27 protein-coding genes are annotated in these 21,829 nt (G+C 51.7%); 2 read left to right on the forward strand and 25 right to left on the reverse strand.

All coding sequences use genetic code 11. The features are described from left to right. Positions 1-14 precede the first annotated feature (14 nt). From DWX32_RS12925 to DWX32_RS13000, 16 genes are all read right to left on the reverse strand, one after another. Complete coding sequence (locus DWX32_RS12925) at positions 15-1,532, reverse strand: phage tail tip lysozyme (RefSeq protein WP_118046880.1); 1,518 nt, start codon at positions 1,530-1,532, stop codon at positions 15-17. Positions 1,533-1,541: 9 nt separating this feature from the next. Then, the gene (locus DWX32_RS12930; RefSeq protein ID WP_118046882.1) at positions 1,542-1,877 is read right to left on the reverse strand and encodes a hypothetical protein; all 336 of its coding nucleotides are present in this window, start codon (positions 1,875-1,877) and stop codon (positions 1,542-1,544) included. Positions 1,878-1,889: 12 nt separating this feature from the next. Then, positions 1,890-2,195 (reverse strand): branched-chain amino acid ABC transporter permease, encoded by a 306-nt coding sequence (locus DWX32_RS12935; RefSeq protein ID WP_118046883.1) that lies wholly within the window; start codon positions 2,193-2,195, stop codon positions 1,890-1,892. A gap of 18 nt (positions 2,196-2,213) precedes the next feature. Further along, a complete protein-coding gene (locus DWX32_RS12940; RefSeq protein ID WP_243037588.1) occupies positions 2,214-3,629 on the reverse strand; it encodes a reverse transcriptase domain-containing protein in 1,416 nt (471 codons plus the stop codon). Between the two features lie 258 nt (positions 3,630-3,887). Next, positions 3,888-4,277 carry a diversity-generating retroelement protein Avd gene (avd, locus tag DWX32_RS12945; protein ID WP_118046884.1) on the reverse strand — a complete coding sequence of 130 codons (390 nt, stop codon included), beginning with the start codon at positions 4,275-4,277 and terminating at the stop codon, positions 3,888-3,890. Positions 4,278-4,355: 78 nt separating this feature from the next. After that, complete coding sequence (locus DWX32_RS12950) at positions 4,356-5,426, reverse strand: SUMF1/EgtB/PvdO family nonheme iron enzyme (RefSeq protein WP_118660297.1); 1,071 nt, start codon at positions 5,424-5,426, stop codon at positions 4,356-4,358. Positions 5,427-5,441: 15 nt separating this feature from the next. Continuing rightward, positions 5,442-5,810, reverse strand: coding sequence for a hypothetical protein (locus DWX32_RS12955; protein ID WP_118046887.1), 369 nt, complete (start codon positions 5,808-5,810; stop codon positions 5,442-5,444). Next, entirely contained in the window at positions 5,807-6,343 is a 537-nt protein-coding gene (locus DWX32_RS12960; protein ID WP_118046889.1) for a hypothetical protein, read from the reverse strand. Before DWX32_RS12960 ends, DWX32_RS12955 begins: the two co-directional genes overlap by 4 nt. Before the next feature lie 15 nt (positions 6,344-6,358). Beyond that, positions 6,359-6,670, reverse strand: coding sequence for a hypothetical protein (locus DWX32_RS12965; RefSeq protein WP_118046891.1), 312 nt, complete (start codon positions 6,668-6,670; stop codon positions 6,359-6,361). 12 nt (positions 6,671-6,682) lie between these two features. Continuing rightward, positions 6,683-7,492, reverse strand: a complete 810-nt coding sequence (locus tag DWX32_RS12970) for a putative phage tail protein (protein WP_118046892.1) — start codon at positions 7,490-7,492, stop codon at positions 6,683-6,685. Continuing rightward, positions 7,489-8,598 (reverse strand): baseplate J/gp47 family protein, encoded by a 1,110-nt coding sequence (locus DWX32_RS12975; RefSeq protein WP_118046894.1) that lies wholly within the window; start codon positions 8,596-8,598, stop codon positions 7,489-7,491. Before DWX32_RS12975 ends, DWX32_RS12970 begins: the two co-directional genes overlap by 4 nt. Position 8,599: 1 nt before the next feature. Beyond that, positions 8,600-9,007 (reverse strand): DUF2634 domain-containing protein, encoded by a 408-nt coding sequence (locus tag DWX32_RS12980; protein WP_118046895.1) that lies wholly within the window; start codon positions 9,005-9,007, stop codon positions 8,600-8,602. A gap of 1 nt (position 9,008) precedes the next feature. Then, positions 9,009-9,380: a DUF2577 domain-containing protein gene (locus DWX32_RS12985; RefSeq protein WP_118046897.1), complete on the reverse strand. Its 372-nt coding sequence runs from the start codon at positions 9,378-9,380 to the stop codon at positions 9,009-9,011. An 11-nt stretch (positions 9,381-9,391) separates the two neighbouring features. Further along, complete coding sequence (locus DWX32_RS12990) at positions 9,392-10,615, reverse strand: XkdQ/YqbQ family protein (protein ID WP_118046899.1); 1,224 nt, start codon at positions 10,613-10,615, stop codon at positions 9,392-9,394. A gap of 12 nt (positions 10,616-10,627) precedes the next feature. Beyond that, entirely contained in the window at positions 10,628-11,287 is a 660-nt protein-coding gene (locus tag DWX32_RS12995) for a LysM peptidoglycan-binding domain-containing protein (protein WP_118046900.1), read from the reverse strand. Next, positions 11,277-15,683: a phage tail tape measure protein gene (locus DWX32_RS13000; RefSeq protein ID WP_118046902.1), complete on the reverse strand. Its 4,407-nt coding sequence runs from the start codon at positions 15,681-15,683 to the stop codon at positions 11,277-11,279. The genes DWX32_RS12995 and DWX32_RS13000 overlap by 11 nt, the downstream gene beginning before the upstream one ends. A 132-nt stretch (positions 15,684-15,815) precedes the next feature. On the opposite strand from DWX32_RS13000, the gene DWX32_RS20165 reads away from it, so the two are divergent. Together DWX32_RS20165 and DWX32_RS20170 are read left to right on the forward strand one after the other, a co-directional pair. Beyond that, complete coding sequence (locus tag DWX32_RS20165; RefSeq protein WP_243037589.1) at positions 15,816-16,391, forward strand: restriction endonuclease; 576 nt, start codon at positions 15,816-15,818, stop codon at positions 16,389-16,391. After that, positions 16,391-16,828, forward strand: a complete 438-nt coding sequence (locus DWX32_RS20170; RefSeq protein ID WP_330421830.1) for a restriction endonuclease — start codon at positions 16,391-16,393, stop codon at positions 16,826-16,828. Before DWX32_RS20165 ends, DWX32_RS20170 begins: the two co-directional genes overlap by 1 nt. 162 nt (positions 16,829-16,990) lie before the next feature. Here DWX32_RS20170 and DWX32_RS13010 read toward each other — a convergent pair whose 3' ends face one another. The 9 genes from DWX32_RS13010 to DWX32_RS13050 form a co-directional block, all read right to left on the reverse strand. After that, positions 16,991-17,458: a phage tail assembly chaperone gene (locus DWX32_RS13010; protein ID WP_118046906.1), complete on the reverse strand. Its 468-nt coding sequence runs from the start codon at positions 17,456-17,458 to the stop codon at positions 16,991-16,993. Between the two features lie 85 nt (positions 17,459-17,543). Next, a complete protein-coding gene (locus tag DWX32_RS13015) occupies positions 17,544-17,972 on the reverse strand; it encodes a phage tail tube protein (protein ID WP_118046908.1) in 429 nt (142 codons plus the stop codon). 15 nt (positions 17,973-17,987) lie between these two features. After that, complete coding sequence (locus tag DWX32_RS13020) at positions 17,988-19,325, reverse strand: phage tail sheath family protein (protein WP_118046910.1); 1,338 nt, start codon at positions 19,323-19,325, stop codon at positions 17,988-17,990. Beyond that, complete coding sequence (locus DWX32_RS13025; RefSeq protein WP_118046912.1) at positions 19,326-19,547, reverse strand: hypothetical protein; 222 nt, start codon at positions 19,545-19,547, stop codon at positions 19,326-19,328. A gap of 12 nt (positions 19,548-19,559) precedes the next feature. After that, positions 19,560-20,120: a hypothetical protein gene (locus DWX32_RS13030; RefSeq protein WP_118046914.1), complete on the reverse strand. Its 561-nt coding sequence runs from the start codon at positions 20,118-20,120 to the stop codon at positions 19,560-19,562. Between the two features lie 14 nt (positions 20,121-20,134). After that, entirely contained in the window at positions 20,135-20,650 is a 516-nt protein-coding gene (locus tag DWX32_RS13035; protein WP_199671278.1) for an HK97 gp10 family phage protein, read from the reverse strand. Beyond that, entirely contained in the window at positions 20,647-21,012 is a 366-nt protein-coding gene (locus DWX32_RS13040) for a DUF3599 family protein (protein ID WP_118046915.1), read from the reverse strand. Before DWX32_RS13040 ends, DWX32_RS13035 begins: the two co-directional genes overlap by 4 nt. An 11-nt stretch (positions 21,013-21,023) precedes the next feature. Further along, on the reverse strand, positions 21,024-21,407 hold the full coding sequence (locus DWX32_RS13045; protein WP_118046917.1) for a DUF3199 family protein: 384 nt from the start codon (positions 21,405-21,407) through the stop codon (positions 21,024-21,026). 14 nt (positions 21,408-21,421) lie between these two features. Next, positions 21,422-21,817 carry a hypothetical protein gene (locus DWX32_RS13050; protein ID WP_118046919.1) on the reverse strand — a complete coding sequence of 132 codons (396 nt, stop codon included), beginning with the start codon at positions 21,815-21,817 and terminating at the stop codon, positions 21,422-21,424. Between the last annotated feature and the right edge of the window lie 12 nt (positions 21,818-21,829).

Below are 21,829 nucleotides of genomic sequence, written 5' to 3' on the forward strand. Positions count from 1 at the left end.
TGTTTCCTCCTCTCTTAGTTCGGGAGCTTCAAGACCTGTCCGGCGTTGATTACGTCGCTGGTAAGTCCGTTGAGGCTCTTAATCTCTTTGTATCTGCTGCCGTTGCCGAGCTGCTTTGCTGCGATAGCCCAAAGGCTGTCCCCGGCCTTTACGGTGTATGTGCGGTTGGTCGCCGCTGCGCCCTGTACGGTGCAGTAAGACGGGTTTCCAAGATAAATCCAGCCTGCTCCGCTCTTGAGCTTGCCCCAACCGTCCTTTACCTCCGTGATAGTGAATGTACCCTTGCCAGTATAATGGCCGGTTACTGCGTACCCCATGCCTGCGCCGGTTCTGATATTGAGGTCGTCAATAAGAACCTTTACCGTGAACGGTGTCGCCGGGAAGCTCGTTACTGTATCGGTCTTTGTGGCCGGTTTAGAGGTTCCGCCGGTGTTACTGCCGCTGCCAAGCTCTGCATTAACCGCAGTTGCAAGCTGTCCCATGCGGCTGTAAAGCCAGTTGCCCGGACAACTCTTATTCGCAAACCAACGATGAACGGTCAGAACGCACTCGCCGTCTTTCGGGTTGTAATTGAGGCTCTTGTCCTTGTCTCCGAACCAAAGAACCTTGTTCAGTCCATTTCTCTTGCAGATGTCAACAATAAGTTTCACGAGCTTATTGTAAACTGCGGTGTTCATGGTGTACGGCTCCGCCATATCAGAAGCGCACTCAATCGTTACAGCTCTCTGGTCGTTGGCGTTGCTGGAACTGCACCAGCTTCTGTTTTTCTCGTCTACGCAGAGAACTACTCTGCCGTCCTTGCCGATACCGTAGTTGCAAGAGGCCTGTACGCTCCGCTTTGTGAAGCAGCCGCCAATGCTCTCCGCCGTGAGCTGGCCCACTACACAATGCGGTGTGATACGGTCAATCTTGTGCGTTCTCTGCCCGCTGTGGTTCGGGCTTTTCACTGTGCAATCTACGAGTGAACTGTTTGTATATCCCATAATGTTACCTCCGTTTTCTGCCGCTGCGCCCGTCCCTGCATATTTGTCGTAGTAGGTCTGGCCGTAGCTGGCCCTTTTTGTTTTTACTGCGTCGCTCTGGTCTGCCGGTTTCTCGAACCTCAGTAATACATTGTCGCTCGCTGCTTTTACCGACGTTGCCGTTTTCAATGCTGCAAGGACTGTTTTGTATCCCTCTGAAAGCTCCTTAAATAAAAAATCGAGCTGCATTTCCAAGTCTCCGATAGACTTGCCTGCGGCTCGTGCAAACTCAAGCATATTCTGTTTACGGCTCCAATACGTCCACTGCGCAAGCCCATATCCTGCGCTGTCCTTTACAAAGTTGCTGTATGTGCCGTTATCCACGGCGGCGGTGTAGCTGTCGTCCGTGTGTCCGAGTTTCTTCTCGAAACTGTTCTGTAAATTTTTCGGGTTGAGGCCGCTCTCTGCGAACAAATTCCCAATGAGCCCGGCGGCTCCGGCTTTGCTAAACCCTTTACAAATGAGGAAATTCCATATCTTTTCCTCAACATTCTTTCCAGTAAGTCCCATAGTACCTCCTTACATATTGCCGTCCGGCGACTGTTCCTCCTCCTGCTTGAGGGCTTCCTTTTTCGCCTCCGCTTTGTCCTCTTGTTCCCACTGGTGTTCCTTGTTGCGGTCTTTGGTGGTCTTTATCCACCCCATAATGCCGCACTCTCCTCCGAGGGTTGCAAATACGCAGGTGATAAGGGTGTCCGGGACGGCTCCGTACTCTCTAAAGAGCTTTATCATGGCCGTTGTGAAAAGCAGCAATGAAATTCCGACAATAATCAAAATAATATCCATAACTCCAACGCTGCTCTTTTTCTGGGAGGGCTTCTTTCGCACTTCACGCCTTGTTTCCTTTCTTCTCATGTCCGCCTCCTGTTACTGTCTGTGTGCTTTCTGGTTGAGGTGCTTCTCAAGTTTGTTGTGAGCCTCTGTAACTGCCCCGTTACAATTAAGCTGCTTCAAACCGTCAAGGCAAGCAAGCATAGCGTAACTAATGAGGCACTGTTCGTCTCGCAGTTCCTTTAAGTCCTGCTCCTCTTTCTTTCGCAGCTCCTCGATGTCAACTGTCTGTTTTTCCTGCTTCTGAAACCACTTGATTACAGCATAAGCGGCGGTTCCCAGCGCAATAAGCGCACCGAGAATAGCCGCCGCTCTGATTATCGTATCTCCGTCGATATACACTCCAATACCCTCCTTTTTCTATTCGTTTGGTGTATAGTCCGGGCAAGTCGCCGCTGTTCTGTCCGGGTGTCGTTCCTTTTGGTCTACGTCCAAAGAGCCGTAAATGTCGCACCTGCAAGCTCCATAGCCGCAGAAAAACTCTCTGCGGAAATTCTGGCAAGTGTAGCATTTTCTCTCGGCGCACTCCGACTTCTGTTTGGCTTCCTGCTTCTCCGGCTCCTCTGTAACAACATGGTCGAAATAAATGCTGTTCAGCTTCTTTCTCAGACCATAGCTGTCGCAGTGTAATAAAATGCCTCTGTATGAGGCCACTCTGCGCTCAAACTCCTCTTTACTCATATTGCCTTTCTCTCCCTGTTCGCACATCCAGTCAACCGAATGGATAATCTTGCGAGCCGTCTGCTTCTTGAGTTTCCTATGGGTCGCCCAAATGTGATAGCCCACGAAATCAATACCGAGACTGCAAGGGCGTATAGCCGTCTTGTTATTGAGGTCGAGGTGCAAATAATCGTTGAGAAATTCCTCAATGATTGCCTTTACTCTTGCCAGTTCTTTCTTGTCCGGCAAAAGGATAATTACATCGTCCATATAGCGAATGTAATAGTGTAAATGCAGTTCGTGTTTACAGAGCTGGTCTAACTCATTGAGGTAAATGTTCGCAAATAGTTGTGATGTGAGGTTGCCAATCGGCATTCCTACATCACTCAGCCAGTCCTCCTCTGGGCATTCGTCCGGGCTCACCCCGGCTGGCAGCCCGAAACGGGTGTCCTCGCTGTTAATAATCTCCCTAAGAAGCTGAAAGAGCCGAGGGTCTTTTATCCTCCGGCTCAAAATCTCAAGTAATACAAGGTGGTCTACCCTGTAAAAATACTTGCTTATATCCAGCTTCAAGTAATACCATTTTCCGGGTTTCCTGCTGACCTGTCGCAGCCAGTATTGAAGTTTGTCCGCCGCCTTATGGGAGCCTTTCCCCCTCCTGCAGGCGTAGGAATCCTCAATAAACATTTTGTCGTAGAACGGGTAAAGCTGTCTGTAAATCGCCCACTGCACAATCCTGTCACGGTATTGCAACGCCATTACGAGGCGCAGCTTCGGTTCCCGAACATAAAACTGCCTGTACTTGCCGACTTTGTAGGTCTGCCAAATAAGTTCGTTTTGCAGCTCAATAAGGTTTTCTTCCAGCCTGTCCGTAAACACCAAAACGTCGTCACGGTATCTCTTACCCTTTCTGGCCTCAAGGTGTGATTGGTACAGGCCCTCATAGCTGCAAATTTCATCGTATATATCATCGAGCGTCACCATGCCCGGTATCTTTTCTGGTGAAATCTCCGTTGTCATATTCAACTTTTCTCCATTTCCGCCGTGTGAGACGTTTCCGCCTCGTCCGTAGCTGTTATTCTCGCCTCCTCCTGCGCCATATTCGGGCGTTTTCACGGCAATTTAATCTTTTCCCACGGTCTGTACTGTCCGGGGAGGGAAGCAAACCCCTTTGGCTCTATGCTCCGTGCGCAATCCCGTAAGATTTACGCCCAACCGTCCGGCATAGAGGCAGAGCGGAGCGGAAACCGATGTTCCAGTTGGAATTGGAGCGAGGGTTGTTCAAGTTCGTGTAGAACAGACCCGCATTCGCACCGTTGTTCCAGTTGCCACCACGAATCGCGAAACGCTATCCGGCTTACTCCCCAAAACTTTTTATTGCTTTGCGTATTTCATATATCCGCCAATGATACGGCCTATCTCGTTGAGAAGCCCGCTCCAAACCTCGTATTTATGGAATGATAACGGCGGTGCCATATTCTGGTCGTAGTAGTCTTTGTCCTGCGCCAACCGTATAAGGTGTCGCAGCACGTCCAATTCAATATCGAGGTCTTGTAGAGTGGTTTTCTTGTAATATTTCTTTTCGATAGTGATTGATAGCCGGTACATGTTGAGCATTGTCCGGCGTATCTCGTCTGCCGTCTGGCGTTCTCGCCGAGGAAAATTCGCCACAGCCTTTTTGCCGTACTTTATCATGTCGGCAATCTTTTCTTTCAGCAGGAAACTCGTTGTTTCCTTGCTGTACTGCTTTTCTGCTTCTGCCATGAACTCTGCTCCTCTGCTTACAAAAATATAGGGAGGACTACCGTCCTCCCAGTCAGTTAATCAGTAATCAGTTTGCAGTTATTCATAAAAAGCGGAGCGGAAACCGATGTACCAGTAGGAATTGGAGCGAGGGTAGGCCAAGTGCGTGCAGAACAGACCCGCATACGCACCGTAGTTCCAGCCGCCACCACGAATCGCGAAACGCTCGGCGTTGCCGTTGTTAAACCAGAAGTAGTCGCCCTCGTAGTCAAATGTGGTGCTGTCCGGCAGCATAGCCAGCGCATACAAAATCGCTTTTGCCTTGTCGCAAACATTGGTATCTGCGGTCACGCTTGCGAAGCTGCAGCCTCGTCCCTCGTCTTTCTTGTCGGACAGTGTGCCGGTAATCCATTTACCCTTGCTGCTTACCATGTCAAGTTTGAGGGAGTTGGTCGTTGTGCCGTTCCCGTCCGGCGTGATAAGTTCTCCTGTCGTGCCGTCAATCGCTTTCCATGCTGCGGAGCTGGCCGCCTTGCTGTTGGAGCTGTCTGCTGCGTTGTTGTTCTCAAGCACCTGCAGCTCACCGTAAACAAGTCTCATGCCGTCGCTCCACTCCCATACGTTACCGTTAAGGTCGTAGATACCGTCGAGCTGCTTGTTGTGGGAATACTCCACCGGACCAGTGCCTGTAAGGATAGTAGCGGTTCTGCCATCGCTCTCATACTTGGCCGGTACGCCTTTCTTCATGGTCTCTCTGGTGTCCTTGCCGTAGTTGTTATTACCCCAAGGCATCCAGCCGTTTTTCTTGCACCATAAAGCAAGTGCGCCCCATTCCATAGCGGACATCATGTGCCAGCCTGCACCCTTGTCCTCGCAGTATTTACGAGCGGTGTCTGCCGTGATACTTACTTTCGGGTCTTCACCTGGCAGAGAGTAGGCTCTGTTGTTGTATGCGACGTTCTGGTACTTGGAAATGTAAATGCCGTTCTTCTCAACGCCATTTACGATAAAAGCCGGGTGAGTGCTGTCCCCGGCTCCGTCGATAACGTCTGACATCTTAAATTTCGGAATGTAAACCATGACGGACGGCAGACCTTTGTCGTCTGTCAGAATTTTGTTCGTAGGGAACGCAGAAGCGAGCGCAAGGCTCGATAAATCAAAATTACTCATTGTCTCTTTTCCTCCTTATGCCTCGTAATTTACCAACGCCCAAAGTGTGAGCGTAACCTTTTCCATATCCAGCGGTAACGGCTCCGGCTGTGGAGTGTCGGTTGTACCCGCCTGCTCTCCACCCTCCTCGACGGTTGCTGCCTCCTCTGTTGCCTCCGGCTCTTTATATTCCCTTGCCGGAATGTCAATCTGCGCAACATAGTAGTTGCCACTCTCTGCGCCGGTTACAAGAACGCCGTCCCCGTCGGTGAGAATGTCGATGTGTACCGGCCAGTCCTCCTGTCTCTTTGCAAGGTTGATTGTGAGGTCGTCGTCAAAACAAATCTTTGTCTTGCTCACTTCATAAGGGATTTTTGAACCCTCGTTAATCTCAATTACTTTCATGCGATAATTCCTCCTCTGATTTTCAGTTTTACGGTTACGGTCTTTGCGCTGCCGGTGAACGCCATAGAGAAGCCATTGAGAGCCTTGCTGCCTACAACAATTTCTCCAACGTTGCCGTCAGAGCTGCTTACCTCATATTCCACCGTGTAGTTTTTGGTCTTGCGGTTCGCCTTGAGGCTCACACTCTTGCTGCTGCTGTTGAACGGGTATCTCGCCCCATTTGTCAGTGTTACGGTCTGCTCCTCCGGCGTAACCTCTGCCAGAATATCCGCTGCCAGCTCGTCGATGTCTGCCTCACCGTCCGTCGTGCGGCTCTCAATCTGTCTAAGGGCCATAATACAAATCTTCACGGCGAGGTCATGGTCGGTCAGCCCCATTTCCATGTTGTTGAAGTTGGCCGCACTCATGTTCGTTCCCTGCTGGATAACTTTGCCCGCCGGTGTGAGTGTCACCGTTCCGTCGCTGTTGGTCTGCATTTTGAATGTGCGGTCTGGTGTCACTGCATGGTCGAGCCACTGTAAATTGCTATACATCTGTTCTTCACCTCCTTACTGTGTGCTGGTAATCTCGTAGAGTGGAAACTCCCAAAGGGTGATAACACCCTGCGTATCAAGTTTCGTGATACTCTCCGAAATCTGCCCGGCTACGTCTCCGCCCGTGTCAATCAGCCTTACGCTGGTTACAACAAGGGCTTTGCTGTCTGTTGTCTGGCTTGTGATTTTCAGCGTGTCGCCCTCAATGGTCTTATTGGTAATCATTGCGTCATACCAGACCCCTCCGGCGTAATACTGGATTTTCACAATCCTCTTGAGCCAGTCCTGTCGAACTTTGTTCAAGAAAACATCTGTCCAAAATGCCATTGCGCTGCCTCCTTACTGTGATGTGTAAATAGTCCCACACGGGATATAATCAACGCCGCAGGAGGTCACTGCTGCCTCTGTTGCGGCGTTAATTGCGTCATTGTGTGCAAGGGTGGAAATGTTCGGCGTAGTTCCTGCCTCCGGCGTTACGCCGCCCTCGCTGCTGTTCTTATAGGTCATAACTGCATTGGTGACTCCGGGTGCTGTGACCGTCTCAATGCCATGTGCAGAAGCAACCAGAACCGGCTCCGGCTTTGTTCCGCAAAACTCATAGGAACACGGGTAGTGCGTCCTGCGCTTCCCAATGCCAATAGGAAAACGGTATGTGACCGCCGCCCTCCACTTGATATGGGCCGGTATTTTCTTCGAGAGAAGCAGGTTGATGTCACTCATGTAGAGCGTCGGTTCCTTGCCTCTCTGGAAATTGAGGTAGAGCATATTGTTTCCGGCCTCGTCGAATGGTTCAAATTTGCACTCAACCTCTGCGCCGGTGTAGCTCTGTATCATTTCCTTGAGCATGGTGGCGGAGACTTTTCCGAAGCCAATAAAATAAGACTTAACGAGCCTCCTGCGCTCCTCAAGCGTCCTGCTCTTGTTAAGTCTTATATCAAGAAAATCTTCCAGTTTTTTGATTGTCTCCTCGTCGGCGTACTCGATAAAACAGTTGAGGTACGTCTGCTCGATGTCTCCCTCCATTCGGTCAAATACCCTGCCGTTTGCCTTTAGGATTTCCACCATTTCGTACACGTCCCGGTAAAATCGTGGGTAGTAGGTTATCAGCTCCTCGAAGTTGTTCTCGAACTGCTTCTCATAGAACCTCATTCAATAACCACCTCCCCAACGATAGGTACGTCGTCCTCTCCGGGAATGATATTGTGTGCGCTGCCGTTCAGCTTCAAATCGCTGTAATCAAGTAGGGTGGTAAGGCTGCTCAAAATAGCTCCGATATTGGAAACACGCACAACAATGTCCGCCGCCTCCGTGGTCTTTAATACCAGCTCTTTGAAATACTCTGCAATGGCCGTTGTTGCCTCCTGCCGTACTGCGTCTTTCGTTGCTCCGCTGGCAATCTCCGCCGAAAAGGAAATTGAAACGGTAAGAGGCGTGGCCGCTGCTGCCGTGAAATGCGCTCCGAGGTTTGCAACACCCTCTCCCAGCCCGTCGCCCACAACATAGCTTTTCCCGTCAACAACTGCCGTGTAGCCCATTGTCGCCGGGTCGATGTAGTGCTGAACCTCAGCCACCTTTGCCTTTCCACACGGCTTCCCGGTGGTATCAATAAGAACACCCTTGACCGTGTTCGGCCCGTTCCATAGCGGAAATATTCTCGCCCTGCCGACACCCTCCCGGCTCTCGCACCATGTCTTGTAATGCTGCTTATTGCCGTTCTCTGCCGGGCCTGCGATTTTCTCCTGCACACGGCTTCTGAGGCTTTCGTCGTCCTCACTGTCGCTGCCTCGCTCGTAAATCTCTCCAAACGTTGCAGCCTCAAGCCCCTCAATGCTGTTGACCGGGACTGCCGGGGTTCCGCTGTAAATCTTGTTGCCGTCCTCTCCGACGTTCTCTGCCTCAAGGTAGAACACACTCGCTTCTGCGTCCTCTCTCAGAACGAAATATTTGCCGTCGCTGTAAAATCTCTCTCCTAACTCCGGCTGCGTTCCCTCGAATGATACCCTGTACTTTGCTTTCGTGGCCGCCAGTCTCGTAACGCCGTATTCACCGGCCTTTACGTCCAATGCGTCCCCGACTGCCGTTGAAACGCTCGTCATTTCAACAATGAGGTCAAGGTCGGTGTAGAGCTTTGCGATTTTCATTACCGGCCCGGAAACTGCGTCGTAAAATACGCTGCCCTGTCTCGTGTCAATTCCCTCCGGGGCATTGTTGAGAACATCTTCCATAAGCAGCTCGTATGTGTAATCTTCAAACACTCTAAATCACCTCCTCTATCTCTGTTTTTCCGTAAATGGTGTCCGCCTTAAAATACACATAGGCTTTATCCTCTTGGAACTCAAACTCAAAGTCGTAAATCTCCAATATCCGGGTGTCCGGCGCAAGAGCGTCTTTGATAAATCCCTCTGTTACTGCCTCAATGTATTCCGGGCTTGCGTCCTTTGTGATAATTGCCTCCTCCACTTCACTGCCGTACTGGTCGTCGTAGATAAGGCACTTGAAACGGGGTGTGATGATTGCTTTCCGTATAGCTTGGTTTACTGCTTCCAGCCCGTCCACTTTCCCCACAATCCTGCCGTTATCGAGGTCAAGGCGGTATGTCAATGACGGCTGCTCCTCCGCCTCTGTTACCTCGTCGATAGGGATAGGAATAAAAACCTCGTCCACGTCAGCTTATCCTATCCAGTACATAGTATTGTTTGCCGTGGTTGAATGACAGAATGTGTACTGTCTCCCCGGCTTGCAGCGCATTATATACCATAATGCTGCCGCTGAAATTGAAGTCCGTGAGCCTGCTGCCGTCAGATGTAGGCCCGTTCACGCTCCCCCTTGCCCCTTTGGAAAGAGAGCAGGTCGTCGTGTAGTTTGTTAAGTGCCTCGGTACATAGGTGATGTTCGGCCCGATAACCAACTTTTCGTCGTTGACAATCTGAATTTTCAGAGGGCTTGCGGACTTTACAATGCCCTGTAATACCTGCACATCACCGCCGCACATACCTTGAAAAAGCCCCTTGAGGCTCGTCTGTTCGCTTTCTTCCATATCCGCACCTCCTAACTGAATGTTCCGTCGTCAACCCAGCCGTAGACCCTTGAACTGCTGTCTTGGTGTATCAAATGCCACGGGTGTTTTGCTCCCTTTGCAACCAGTGTGATTTTCGCTTTACCGGCTGCACACTTGCTTCCTGTCGGGCTTCCTGCTGTGCTGCTTACATAGTGGTATCCGCCGTTGAACTGAACAATATCGCCTACCTTATGCTCGCCTCCGCCGGTCTGCGCTCCGCTGGCCTTTCCCGGTTTGGAAAGGTCGTTTGCATAGTTCAGTTTCAGCGTCATGGTGTGCTTGTTGTCCTCGAATATGTGGGTGTCCTCGTCCACATAGAACGTCCGGGACAGCCCTAATTCTTTGATGATGATATAAACCCCGATACCCGATATAACATCTGGTATCCCAACCGCCTCAACATCGAGAGTGCGCTCCGGCGTACTCTGTTCATCGAGCATACTGTCAATAAGGTCATTTATCTGCGCCTTTGTGAGGCTTTCGTCCGGCTGGTCGATGTTCTGGAATACGCCTATCTTGCTTTCGAGGGAGCTGTTCTTCCTCTCTGCAATGGTCGTCCCCTCTTTCGATACCAGCTTTATGCGGGTTTTGATGTCCTCAATGCTGCGGGTATAGGTGTAGGTTGAAAGGTTCTGGCCTACCTCGATAACCCACTGCATGATGTTCTCTCGCCTCGTGAGAAGCTTGATTTTGCCCTTTTCGCTGGCAACGTAGTGTCTTATACCTGTTGCGTCGAAATCAAGGCTGAGAGCGTCTGCGATAGCGTCAAACGCCGTTGTCTTACTCTTGGTAAGCTCCGGGATTTTATAAGTGCAGTTCGCAACTTCTCCCATTGGCAGGCCGAACCTCGTGCAGCAATCCTTGAACACGTCGCTGGCCGTCTTATTCTCATAGGTGAATGTGTCCTTGTTATTCGCAAGGTAAATTCCGTTGTCATAGGCTGTAAACGTGAGCCACTTCTTGCTGTTCTGCACCTGCTTCATAATAATTCCACGGAAAAGCTCTTTCCCGTTGTAATTGAATAGGCACTGCTGCCCCTGCTCTACATCAATCCCGCTTCGGGCGTGTTTGTAACCGTCGTCGTCAATCAGCTTTACCGTAAGGGTTCGGGAGCTGCTTCCTTTTCTGCCTCTCCACTTAATCTGCTCAACGAGTTCGGTCACATCGTAGCCCTGTGTTCCTTTGACAACAATAAGGCTAACCCCTTGTGCCATGTCCTCGCCTCCTTACGGTATTGTCAAAACCTGTCCGGGGTAAATGAGGTTCGGGTTCCCGCCTATTACCCCTTTGTTTGCATTGTAAATCTTGGTGTATTGCGCCCCATTGCCGTAAAACTTCTTGGCAATGTTCCAGAGACAATCGCCGCTCTTTACCGTATAGGTCTTTGGCTGCGCCGAGTTGTTGACCCTCGGTGTCTCTTTCTTCACAGTTGCCGTCGCCTTTGGAATATTCACCTTAACCTGTCGGACGGTAATCTCCCGGTACTCTTTCAGCTTTATGCTGTACTGATACGTTCCGGGGTCTCCGCCCTCCTCTGAGTAGGTAAACTCCTCGATTGTGGCGTAAACATCTACGCCGCAGGCCGTTACAATAAGATGTACCGGCTTCTTGCTGGCTTTCCATGTGTTGATTTTCTTGACAAGCGTGAGGGGCTTTGTAATCTTGCTGACCTGCAGCCCCGGAAACTTGGTCGCCGGGAAAAAGCAAGACCAGCTAAATTGCAGGGCCGGGCGGCTCTGCATGATAACAATTTCGCCCAGCCCCGTGATGTTCATACTTTCGTTGTTGCTGCCGTTGTTTACCTCAAAGCTCTCCGGGAGGACGGGGAGCTGAATCTTCTCTTTTTCTGCGTTGTATGTCAACCACATCTGGTACTTAGTACTCATAAGACAACTCTCCCTCCTCGTAAATTTCGCTCTGGATAATGTTCATAAGAACCGGCTTCAAATGGTCGCACAGAACCTCAAGAATGGTCTCCTTATCGGCTCCGCCGCTTCCTCCGACTTCGATTGCGCCGCTGCCTGCGATTTCAAGGAGAATACGCTTCACATCTTCCGACGTTTTCTCTTTGCCGGTACTGCTTCCCGATGTCTCCCTTACCTGCAATGGCTTCTCTCTGTCGTTCAGTGCGCCTATCAGCCTGTCCGTCTCCTCCGTCGGGAATACGGTGCTGCCCTGCTCACCGATGATAAGCTCCGGCCCATTTTCGCCAGCGATAAAGTAGTCCGTGCTGTCTGTCGTGCCGTTTGCGTATGCTGCCGCCGGTCTCGCTACAAGCTCCGGCCCGTTCTCACCTGCGAGGAACAAACTCTCCGCATTCGTCGTACCGTTTGCATGACCCGGTACGCTTCCAGAGGTTGTAATATTGTAGGTGAGCGTCGCCGTCTTGTCTGGTGGTCGCCAGTTGTCAACCGCAAGCGAATTGACATCGTAAATAGCGTCCGCCTCTTTGTCCTCCGGCGTGTAATTGTCAACAATCGTGGAGTTGAGCTTGTACTCTGCCTCCGCCGATGTGTCGGGCATGGTGTAAGCGTCAATTTGACTGGTGTTAATCTCATACTCTGCCTCTGCTGTCTTGTCTGGCAACGTAAGGTTATCCAGACTTTCCGTGTTCGGCTTGTACTCTACATCTACCTCGACCTTTGCCTCGCTCTCCGTCTTGAGAGCTGTCTGAATGGCTTCCGCAACGCTCTTGGCCGCCTCCGAAGCCTCCCCAGCACTCGAACTAATCTGCTCGATATATGCCGAAATGGTCTCCTTTGCGCTGGCCTGCGCCTCCTCTGACAGGTTCATGCCCTCGATTGCCGTTGTCATTTCCTGCTGAATATCTCCGAGGGTGGAGGTGAAATCTGTCTGCCAGTCTGCGACTGCCTGTGAAGCCTCCTCCTGCTTTGCCTGTACCTCTCCAACGGTATTTGCCAGAGCTGCAACAGCCTCGGCGTTTCCGTTGTTGATAGCGTCTGCCATGCTGGCTGCCAGTCCTGCGGCCTCCTCGCTGCCGGACTGTGCGTAGGCCATTAACGCCTCGTAGTTCTCCTGCGTAACGCCCAAATCCTCCGCCGAAACGGATTTCAATGTCTCTACGTTTGCAAGATAGGTGTCCCAGTATGCGAGCTGGCTATCCATTGCCTTTTGAGCATTGGCAACCGTCGCATTGAGGTATTCGTCTGACTTCGTGCTGGCTTCATCAAACAATCCGAACTGGCCTTGAAAGCTCTCAAGAGCCGCTTGGTAGGCTTCATCGTATGCGGTGCATAATTCCTCAACCTTAGTGCGAACTCCCTCGTATGCGTCGGATACGGCCTCTTGGTAACTGATTGTACCGTCGGACGCTTCCTCTGCTGCTTCCTTAACGCCGCCCCATTCGTCCTCAATGGCCTTGATTTTGCTCTGGGTTTCATCAAGGGCTGACTGCAGTTCCTCCTGCTTGCCGGTGACTTCCTCAAGAGCGTCCTGCGCTGCGTCATTGGCCGCCTGTTCGTCGCTCGTCCACGACCAGAACATTTTCCAGCCAGAATAATCGCCGTTTGATTTCTTCCACGATTCGTTAAGCTCATGTTGAGCGGTGCTGGCTCTCTCCTGCGCTGCTGCTACCTCGTCGGTAACTTCTGCGAGCTTGGCCTGTTCCTCTGCCTCCTGCTGTATCAGCTTCACATACTCGTTGTACTGCTCCTGTTGCTTCTGCTGTTTGGCCTGTTCCTTCGCCATAGTACGGATAGAGGCAATCGTCGAATCTTGGTTCTCAATCAAATCTGAGTAGGAAACATTCAGCCCGTCAATGCTGTCGTTAAGACCGCTGATAATGGCCTCCATTTCCTGCTGCTTCCCAGCGGTGTTGTCCGTAGAGGCTGCCAGTTCGGTAAGTCTTGTGATAAGAGCGAGGTTCCCCAGCTCGTTATCCTTTACTGCCTGCGTCCCGTCGTCGATTTCCTGCATGAGTGAGTTGTGCTTTTCAATAAGGGAATCGCACTCTGAAACAAGCTGCTCCACCGACTTTCCGTTTGCCTCAAGAGAGGCTGAAAGTGTATCAATCTGATACTTGAGGCTCGAAGCCTCTGCTGACGTTTCGCCGTATGTTGCGCAAGCCTCCTCGTACTGGGCCTGCAAACTTTCCAGCTCTGCCGTCTGCTGCGCCGTTACCGCTGTCATTGACATGGTTTCGTCGTATGCGTCGTCGTAATTGCCTTTAAGGATAAGAACCGCCGCCGTGACTGCTGCTATTGCTGCCGCAACTGCTGTAATAGGCCAAATGGCTGCGCTGAGTGCCGTTCCGAATGCTGTTGTTGCCACTGTCGCCGCTGCTGTGGCTGCGGAAACTCCTGCAAGGCCAATCGCTGCGGCTCCAAGTCCTACGCCTACCGCTGAAATCGCCCTTGTTACTGCCGGGTGTTCGTTCAAGAAATCTCCAACGGAATTTGCAATGTCCGCAAGCCCGCTTGAAGCCTTGTCGAGTGTCGGCTGCAACGTCGTTGTAAATGCGGTGCTGATGTTTCGGTTTGCCTGCTCCCATTTCTGGTCGAGGGTCTGCGCCGTCTCCGCTGTGCTGCTCAAGGTTCCCTTTGCGACATCAAGAGTACCTGTTAAGGTCTCCACGCTGATTGCGCCGCTTCGGATAGCATTTGCCATATCAACTCCGGCTCTGCTGCCGAAAGTATCAATAGCCAGTGCCGTAGCGTCTGCTGCGTCCTCCATGTTGGCAATCTCTGTTATGGTGTCTCGCAATGCTGTCTGAGCGTCGAGGCCGTCTGACGAGAAGTTCTTAACCGCCGTTCTCATAGCTGTAACAACTGTCGTGCTGTTCATGCCGTAAAGCTCCAAACTTGCAAGCAAGCTGATAGCGTTATCGAGGGATAAGCCCATTTCCTGTAAAGAGGCCGAACCTGTAATAAGGGTGCTGCTCAAACTGTCTACGGAAATTCCCGAAATCTGTCCGGCGTATGCCAGCTTATCAAGAACGCTCTCCACGTCAGACGCTTCGACGTTCCACTTGTTCATAATCTTGGTGACGTTCTGAACCGAGCCGACAACATTCGTGCCGGTAATCTCTGCATAGTCAAGGAACTGCCCTGTAACCTTTGTAAGCTCCTCTCCCGTCAGTGCCATTCGGGTGTTGATTTCTCCGATAGCTCCGGCGGTGTCGTCCAGTGAACCAGATTTAGAAGCCGCATAAGCGTTCATCATACTTGTGGTAAGACCGTCCAGTGCTTCTCCACTTGCGCCGGTTGCCTTTACAACGGTACTCTCTGCGTCGCTGAAAGCCTCTGCAAGGTCGTAAACCGAGTTGGCTATATCTTTTACCGTCGCCGTAATTCCAGCTGCTGCGAGAGCGTTTGCAACGCCGCTGATAGCCTCTGTCCCGGACTTCTCTGCGGACTGTGCTTCCTCCGACGCTTTTTCAGTCGCCTTTGAAAGTTCCTCCGTAGCGTCGCTGGCCCTGCCATTCGCCGCCGCAAGGTTCTCCGCTGCAATTCCGGCCCGTTCCGCTGCACTTTCCAGCTCTCCGAGGTCGGTTGTGCCGGAGGCCATAACTGCGTCATACTCCGCCATAGCTGTTTCCGCTTCCTGCTGCGCTGCATTCAGCTCCGACATGGCCTCTGCCGCTTCCTCCGCTGCCTTTGCCAGCTCCGCTTTCGTCTCTGCCGAAACATTCTCGCTGTCGGCAACACTCGTCATAACGTCCGCCGCCTGCTCCATAGCCGAGTTTAGTTCGGCCTGTATGTCCGTGGTGGCCTCCATGCTCTTACTGAGGTTGCTTGCTGACTGGTCGCAGAGTTCAAACATTCGCTCCTGTTCTTCCAGTGCGTCCGCTGACTTGAAGCCCATTTCGACAAGCTCCTCCGTAGAGTAAACCGCCTCCAATGCGCTCTTATCGTAGTTTCCGACTGCCTCCGTCCAGTAATCGGTCTGTGAGGCTGCCTGCTCTGCTGCATTTCCGTAGCCGTCCGCTGCGTCTGTAAACGATTCCGCCGCCTCTGCTGCGCTTTCCGCTGAGTTCGCCAGTGCGTCCGCCTGTCCTGCCGCCCCGGTTGCAGCGTTTCCGTAATCGTCCATAGCGGCTGCTGCACTGTCTGTCGCCTCCTGCACATTACCGATAGAGGTTGCAACGCCGTCTACTGAGCCTGCCGCTGTCGCAACGCCGCTCTCGATACCGTCAAAAGCGTCTCCGGCTGCGCTGCCTGCGTCCTCGAACTGCTCAACCATTTGCATACCGGCCTCTGCAATTCGTTCTATCTGTGCGCTCATGTCGTCCAGCAGACTAAATCTGGCTTTTAATTCTTGCATTATCCTCACCTCCTCTGTTCTGTTTCGGGGCTAAATTTTTTATTTTGATTTCTTTTGCCGCTTTTTGGGTACTTGACCCTTTTTCGCTTCCTCCCGTGGTAATATTTAAGAAAAAATGGGAGGTCTGTGCCTATGTCTATATGGTTGTGCCGTGCCGGACGCTTTGGGGAGCATGAAGCACGGTTCCTTGAAAACAATAAAATCTACTTCACGTTTGAAGAAATAGATAAACCACTAAATTCCTTTTCCGGGAGAGCTGCAATCCAGCAGTATTTCCTCGAAAAAGCCCCAACCCTCAAGGAGCGGGCGGCCTTAAATTTTGCAAGCCAAGCTCACATTTTCAGTAGCCGGATGTCCGTCGATGATTGGGTTATCACTCCGAGTAAAAATCTGCCCGGAATACTACATTTCGGAAAAATCGTGGGCGAATATGCCTTTGATACAGAGGTCGAGGACTGTTACCGTCACTCCCGCTCTGTCGAATGGTTCTCTGACGTTCCGAAAAGTGTTTTTGAGCAGGATATTCAATACTCACTTGGTGCTGCTATTACCACCTGCCAAATAAAACAGGAGGCCAGAATAAAGAAAGCTGTTTCCCTGTTCCATCCTGCCCCAAATAGTGAACAAGTGTTTTCCCCCCCCCCCCGGAAAATTCCCCGTTTCGGGACATCGAGACCGAATCGCTTGACGCTATCTCCGATTTCATAATTCAGAACTTCAAGGGTGACGGCCTTGCTCACATCGTTGCCGCAATCCTCCGGGCGAAAGGTTTCGTTACCTACGTCAGTCCAAAAGGCCCCGACCACGGCGTTGACATTCTTGCTTCTGCCGGTAGTCTTGGGTTCTCCTCTCCGAAAATCTGCGTACAGGTGAAATCCACGAATGACGCTATTGACCGTATCGTTTTAGACCAGCTCATAGGCACTATGGCGAATGTCGGTGCTGAATACGGCCTCTTGGTTTCGTGGAGTGGTTTCCGCTCCTCTGTCGAGCGTGAACGTGCTATGCAATTCTTCAAGGTTCGCTTATGGTCGAAAAAGGAAATTATCGAAGAACTGCTCGCCTGCTACTCCTCTCTCGATGATGAAATAAAACAAAAAATCCCGCTGAAAAGAATATGGACGCTCGACATCGGGGACGAATAAATCACTGCTTTGTATCTCGCCTCGTAGGGTTTCTGTCCTCCTCAAGCTCAGACGCAATATACAAGAGCTGCAATCTCCGTGGCATGGCATAAAATTCCTCCATGCGGAGGTTATGCCGCTGCCACAAGATACTCGCCCAATATCCGTCTCCGCCGGGAGTGTTTATGAGTTTTTTGCTGCTTCTACGTCCTCGTCGTCAGTAACCTTGCTCATAAGGCCGAGGGCCTGCATAACGATACGGGAAACGTGCTGGTACTCGTCCGGCTTCGGGAATACCTTGAGAGGCATATCGGTTACGTCAACGCAGCCGTAATACTTCATCAGCTCCGGGTCTTTGAGGTCTGGGTACTGCAATGCCTCAACAATCATGTGACGGCTGGCCTTTGCGCTGTCCCTCTCAGTTTTCCAAACAATCTCGCCACCGTTTACAAGCGGATTGCCTTTCTTGTCGGTTGCCATGCTGTGGCGGCGGTAGTTGTCGTTGATACGGTTGATTTCCTCCTGCGAAAGAACCTTGATTTCAAACTGGATAACATTGCCGTCCTCGTCCTTGAAACTCTCCGGGCCGGGAGCGGTAACAACTTCTGCCTCAGTGCTGCGCATAAAATATTTCAAATCTTTCTTAGCCATGATGAATTTTCTCCTTTACAATGAATAAAGCCCCTCCCGGTTTCTGGCCGTCGAGGGGCTGTTTTGTTGGTTCTGGTTTCAGACCTTATACGAGGTCTTTGCCGTTGAAGTTGATAGCGTCGTCTACGACCTGTCCCTCGCTGTCAAGCGCAGTAAGAGGCAAATCGCCGGTAAGTACGCAGCCGACAACGGTTGTCACGTCGGAGCCGTGAGCTGCGTAGTAGTCGCTGTTGGCATCGTTCATAATGCCCTGAATAGTAAGCTCCGGGGTCGCTCCGCTGGCTGCGTATTCCTTAATCTTGGTCTTGAGCCAGTTGTTGGAGCGACGGCGGGTGATAGTGCCGGTAATGGCAAAGCCCAGCCAACGGCTGCTGTTGGAACGCTCGCCCAACTGCTTGCCCGTCCAAACGTCCGGCGTAAATTTGATAGTGCAGTTGACACTATCAAGGCACTCTACGCCGTCAATGAATACCTTTCCCTCTCTAAGGGAAATCGGATTTTTGTTATATTCCATATCCGCTTATCCTCCTTATCGTGTAGTGACCGTGAAGTAGATTTTCTCGGAGCTGTCAACGGGTTCGAGGCCGACATTGAAGTAGGTCTCGTCTCCCTCAGAAAGCTCTCTGTCAACAAGAAAGTCGTTGTCGAGGTCTACGTTCTTGATAGCCCCTGCGTCTCTGAATTTCTTCAAGAGCGAGCGGCCAATGCCCTCCATGATGTCCCAGCCGTCCGGGTCATTGTCATATTTGTTCGGAGGGAAGTTGAGCTGCAAAGCCTCTCCGAAAGTATCAAACACACGGATAACTCTGTTCTTACGGTAGGACTTGTCCTTGCCGTCCTTGAAGCTCACAAGGCTGTTGATGTCGTACTCAACAACAACTTTGCTCTCCTCGCTTACGGAGAAGAAAAACTCACCGTTCTTGATAGCCGCTACCGCTTCCTCGTGAGTTTTTGCGCCTACAACGGCGGTTGCACCGTCGTACTCGACGTAGGTGTTACTCTGCGTGTTCTTTGCTGCTGCCGTCGCTGCCGCAACCCAAGCGCAAGCCTCCTCCGCTGTGAGGTCAACGCCGTCAACCGTTACGCCGTTGGTAACATTGATAACTCCCTCATAATCGCCAGAGGCCGTATTCGGCATAGCAATCTGAACACCCTTTCCGATGTTCTCACGAATGTACTTGATTTTGGTCTTTGCTGCCGCCTGCAGAGCCGCCTCCGTGAACGGGAAGCACATACAGTTGAACTTCACGCCCTCGCTTGCGTCGAGCAGTGCTGTTACATCGGCGTTCTGCATGGTTACATCAGTTCCGCCGGTAAGGTTTGCCCCGGCGTTCTTAACCAGTGCGCCGGTACCGCTGAATGTGATATACTCGCAATCCTGCGCTACCAGTTCCTCTACGGTCTTGAGACCGGTGTACTCCGCTACCTTGCTGCCTGCGAGGTTTACCTGTACGTCAAAGCCCTCTACCGGGTTCTCAGAAACAGTAAAGCTGAACTGATTGCCTCTCGTGCCGGGATATTTTGCTTTCGCAGTAACCGGCGCAGCGGTTACTTTCGCTTCGGTTCCTCCGTTCACACGGTAAACAATGACCGTTGCGGCTTTCTTGAACGCCTCACGAATAAGCAACATCTGGCGATTGTCGTCGCTGTCGTAAATGCTGTAACCCAGCTTTGCATACGCAGCGTCCGGGGCTGCTGCTGTAAGGGTGATAAACTCCCCTTTGGGGCCGTAGTTGTGGTTCTTGAGCGGGATAATGACGATACCACGGTCGCTGCCGCCTACGGTGTCGTGCTTGCCGCTCTGGAAGTTGATATAAGTACCCGGACGGTCTTTACCAACCTGCTTGTCGAATGTTCCTCCTGCCATTTACTTAACCTCCTGTCCGCACCATTTCTTGATGTGCGCTTTCATTTCTTCGACGGTGTACTCTCCCGTCATGCCCTGCGTCGCCCCTGCAAAGGTGCAAGAGGAAACGCCAAAAAGCTGTCTGCAATGCGCAGCCAGTTTCTCCACCGGGAACTTCGGAGCCGCTGCTTTTTCGGCGGTTTTCTCCTCGGTTACTCCGGCTGCCGTGTCTTTCTGTGCCATAAAAGCTCCTCCTTATGGTTTACCGGGTATTGTCCCGGCGTTTTGTGGCGGTGTCGGGTACATGGTCTTGCAATGCGTGATAGCCTCTGCAAAGGCCGCCGGTATCACTCTTTCGATGTAAATATCCGGGTTTTTCCAGCCCTCCACCTCAAACGTCTGCATTTTCGTCACCTCGGTCATGTCATACGGCCTGCGGCTCCTCCAATTCAGCGTAAGTTGTGCGGCCCCGTCGTCCAAAATCTTGAGTGAGGGGTCGTCTATTCGCAGTTTCCCTCCTGCTGGCTCTCCCGTTTCCGTTATGAGCGGTATGAGGTTCCTGCTGCCCTTAATCGCCGTAAGAACTGAAAGCCCAAGAGCATACGCCTCCTGCGCCGTATGGTGGAAAAACATGATATACCATGCGTAGTCCATAGAATACGTCCGTAGCGTTTCTCCTCCTGTCATAATCTCCGGCGTAGGGAAATAAGCCGCTGGTACGCAGAAGTTCTCCTGCACGTTCCAGTAGTACGGCGACGGGTTTCCTGCTCTGTCGAGCGTGAATTTGATAATGCTGGCTAATTCCTGCTCAAGCACTTTCCCGCCTCCTATCAGCCGCCAAGATACTTGTCGAGCCATTCTTCCAGCTTGACCTCAAGGCTGGCTTGAAAAATTTTGTTGTAGATACGGATTGCGCTGTCAAAGTACGGGTTGCCTTTTACCCATTTCTGTTTCAGCAACATGCCCGTCTTTGCCGCCGGGTCGTATATGAAGCGGTCTCCCTCCCAGTAACCGGGAACCCACCGCTGCGCTACGCCCTTGCTGTTCGTCCAGTGTCCGTCGTGAACATACGTCGCATACTCCACATTGGTTCCGACTTCCAGCGTCAGCCCTCCGTCGGCAATCTCCCAAATGTTGCCTGCACTGCCTTTTTCAAAGCTGGCGAGCAACAATCTTGTGTCGATAACCTTGCGGCGCACGATTTCGTCCTGCACAACCCGCAAAAAATCAAAGCCTATCGTATCTACATACTCGATAAGCTCCTCTTTGAATTGCCCTTTCGCAAACTGCTCCATTTTTCCGAAAAACTCTTTGAACTCTGTCATGTCGATGTCTAACCTGCTCATAACATCTTCTCCTCCCCAATCTTCTTGATATAGGCAAATAGGTGATGTCCTCTTACATCGACGGGCTGCTCTGCCGTGTACTCAAGTCCGGTTTTGCAGTCCACAATCTTGTCGTTTAGGCGAATGTCTGCCCCGATTGGAAGTGTGAGCTTTATCTTTGCGTCCATGATGTTTACCGGCTGCGTCTGCGTGATAGTGACGCTCTGCGAGCGCACTCCGAAGTGGCACTCCTGCTCCGCAACGTCCGGCTCCTCCGGGTAATAAAAAGAGGGAGAGGCAGGCAACCCATAACCGGGTGATTTCTGCTCCTCCCTTGCGTGATAAATATTGCAGGTGTGGTTCAAAAGGTTCTCTAAACTCATTCAGCACCTCCCTACAATTTCCTCATGCGAAGTGTTACGCCGTTTCTCGGCTCCGTGATAACAAAGCCGTCAAGCAGGGCGGCGAGGTCTAATGCCTCTACGCTTATCTGCGTTGACTCTGCGGTGTAACTGTAATCGTCGAATGTCTCCGACTTTACCTCTTTGGCTGCGACAATTGCATTGTGAGCGTAAGCCTCCGCCAGTATAAGAACTGCCGTCTTGACCGCCTGCGGAACCTCCTCCATATCTTTGAATGAATTGTGCGTATATGTGATGATATACTGCTCCGCTCTCGCAATATCCACCGTGAGCCTTGCGTCGCTGCGCTTCTGAACCGCCGGTATCTCGGAATACTCCCTTACCTCGTCTGGTGTAACCCACGGTCTGTCTGCCATGTCTGCACCTCCTGTTACTGCTCCTGCAGCTCAATCATTGTCGGGCTGCCTGCGTCCTCGCCGTAGTCAACCTCGTTTTCATCGTCCACCGGCTCTCCCGGTTCAACCTCAACGGCTGCGATAGCGTCCACGAGGTCGGCCTTTTTCTTAATGCCGGTGATGTCGATACCCATGTCAGCCGCAAGTTTCTTGAGGTCGTCGAACTTCATTTCGTCGAGCTGCGCCTTATCGAGGTGGTACTTGGCTTCCTGCTGCTCCTCCTCTGCCTCGTCCTCAATCAGTGTGAAATAGCCGGAGGCTACTGCGTCGTCCGCAATAGCCTTATCCTCCGTAAAGGTGTCCGGGTTCTTCTGTGTTGCGCTTACGAGGCCGGTATAAGAGAGGGCTTTAATCAGTCTCAAATGATACATAGGCCAGCCCTC

Origin of the sequence: Blautia sp. AF19-13LB, from assembly GCF_003479105.1 — a bacterium.
Lineage (GTDB): Bacteria > Bacillota > Clostridia > Lachnospirales > Lachnospiraceae > Fusicatenibacter > Fusicatenibacter saccharivorans.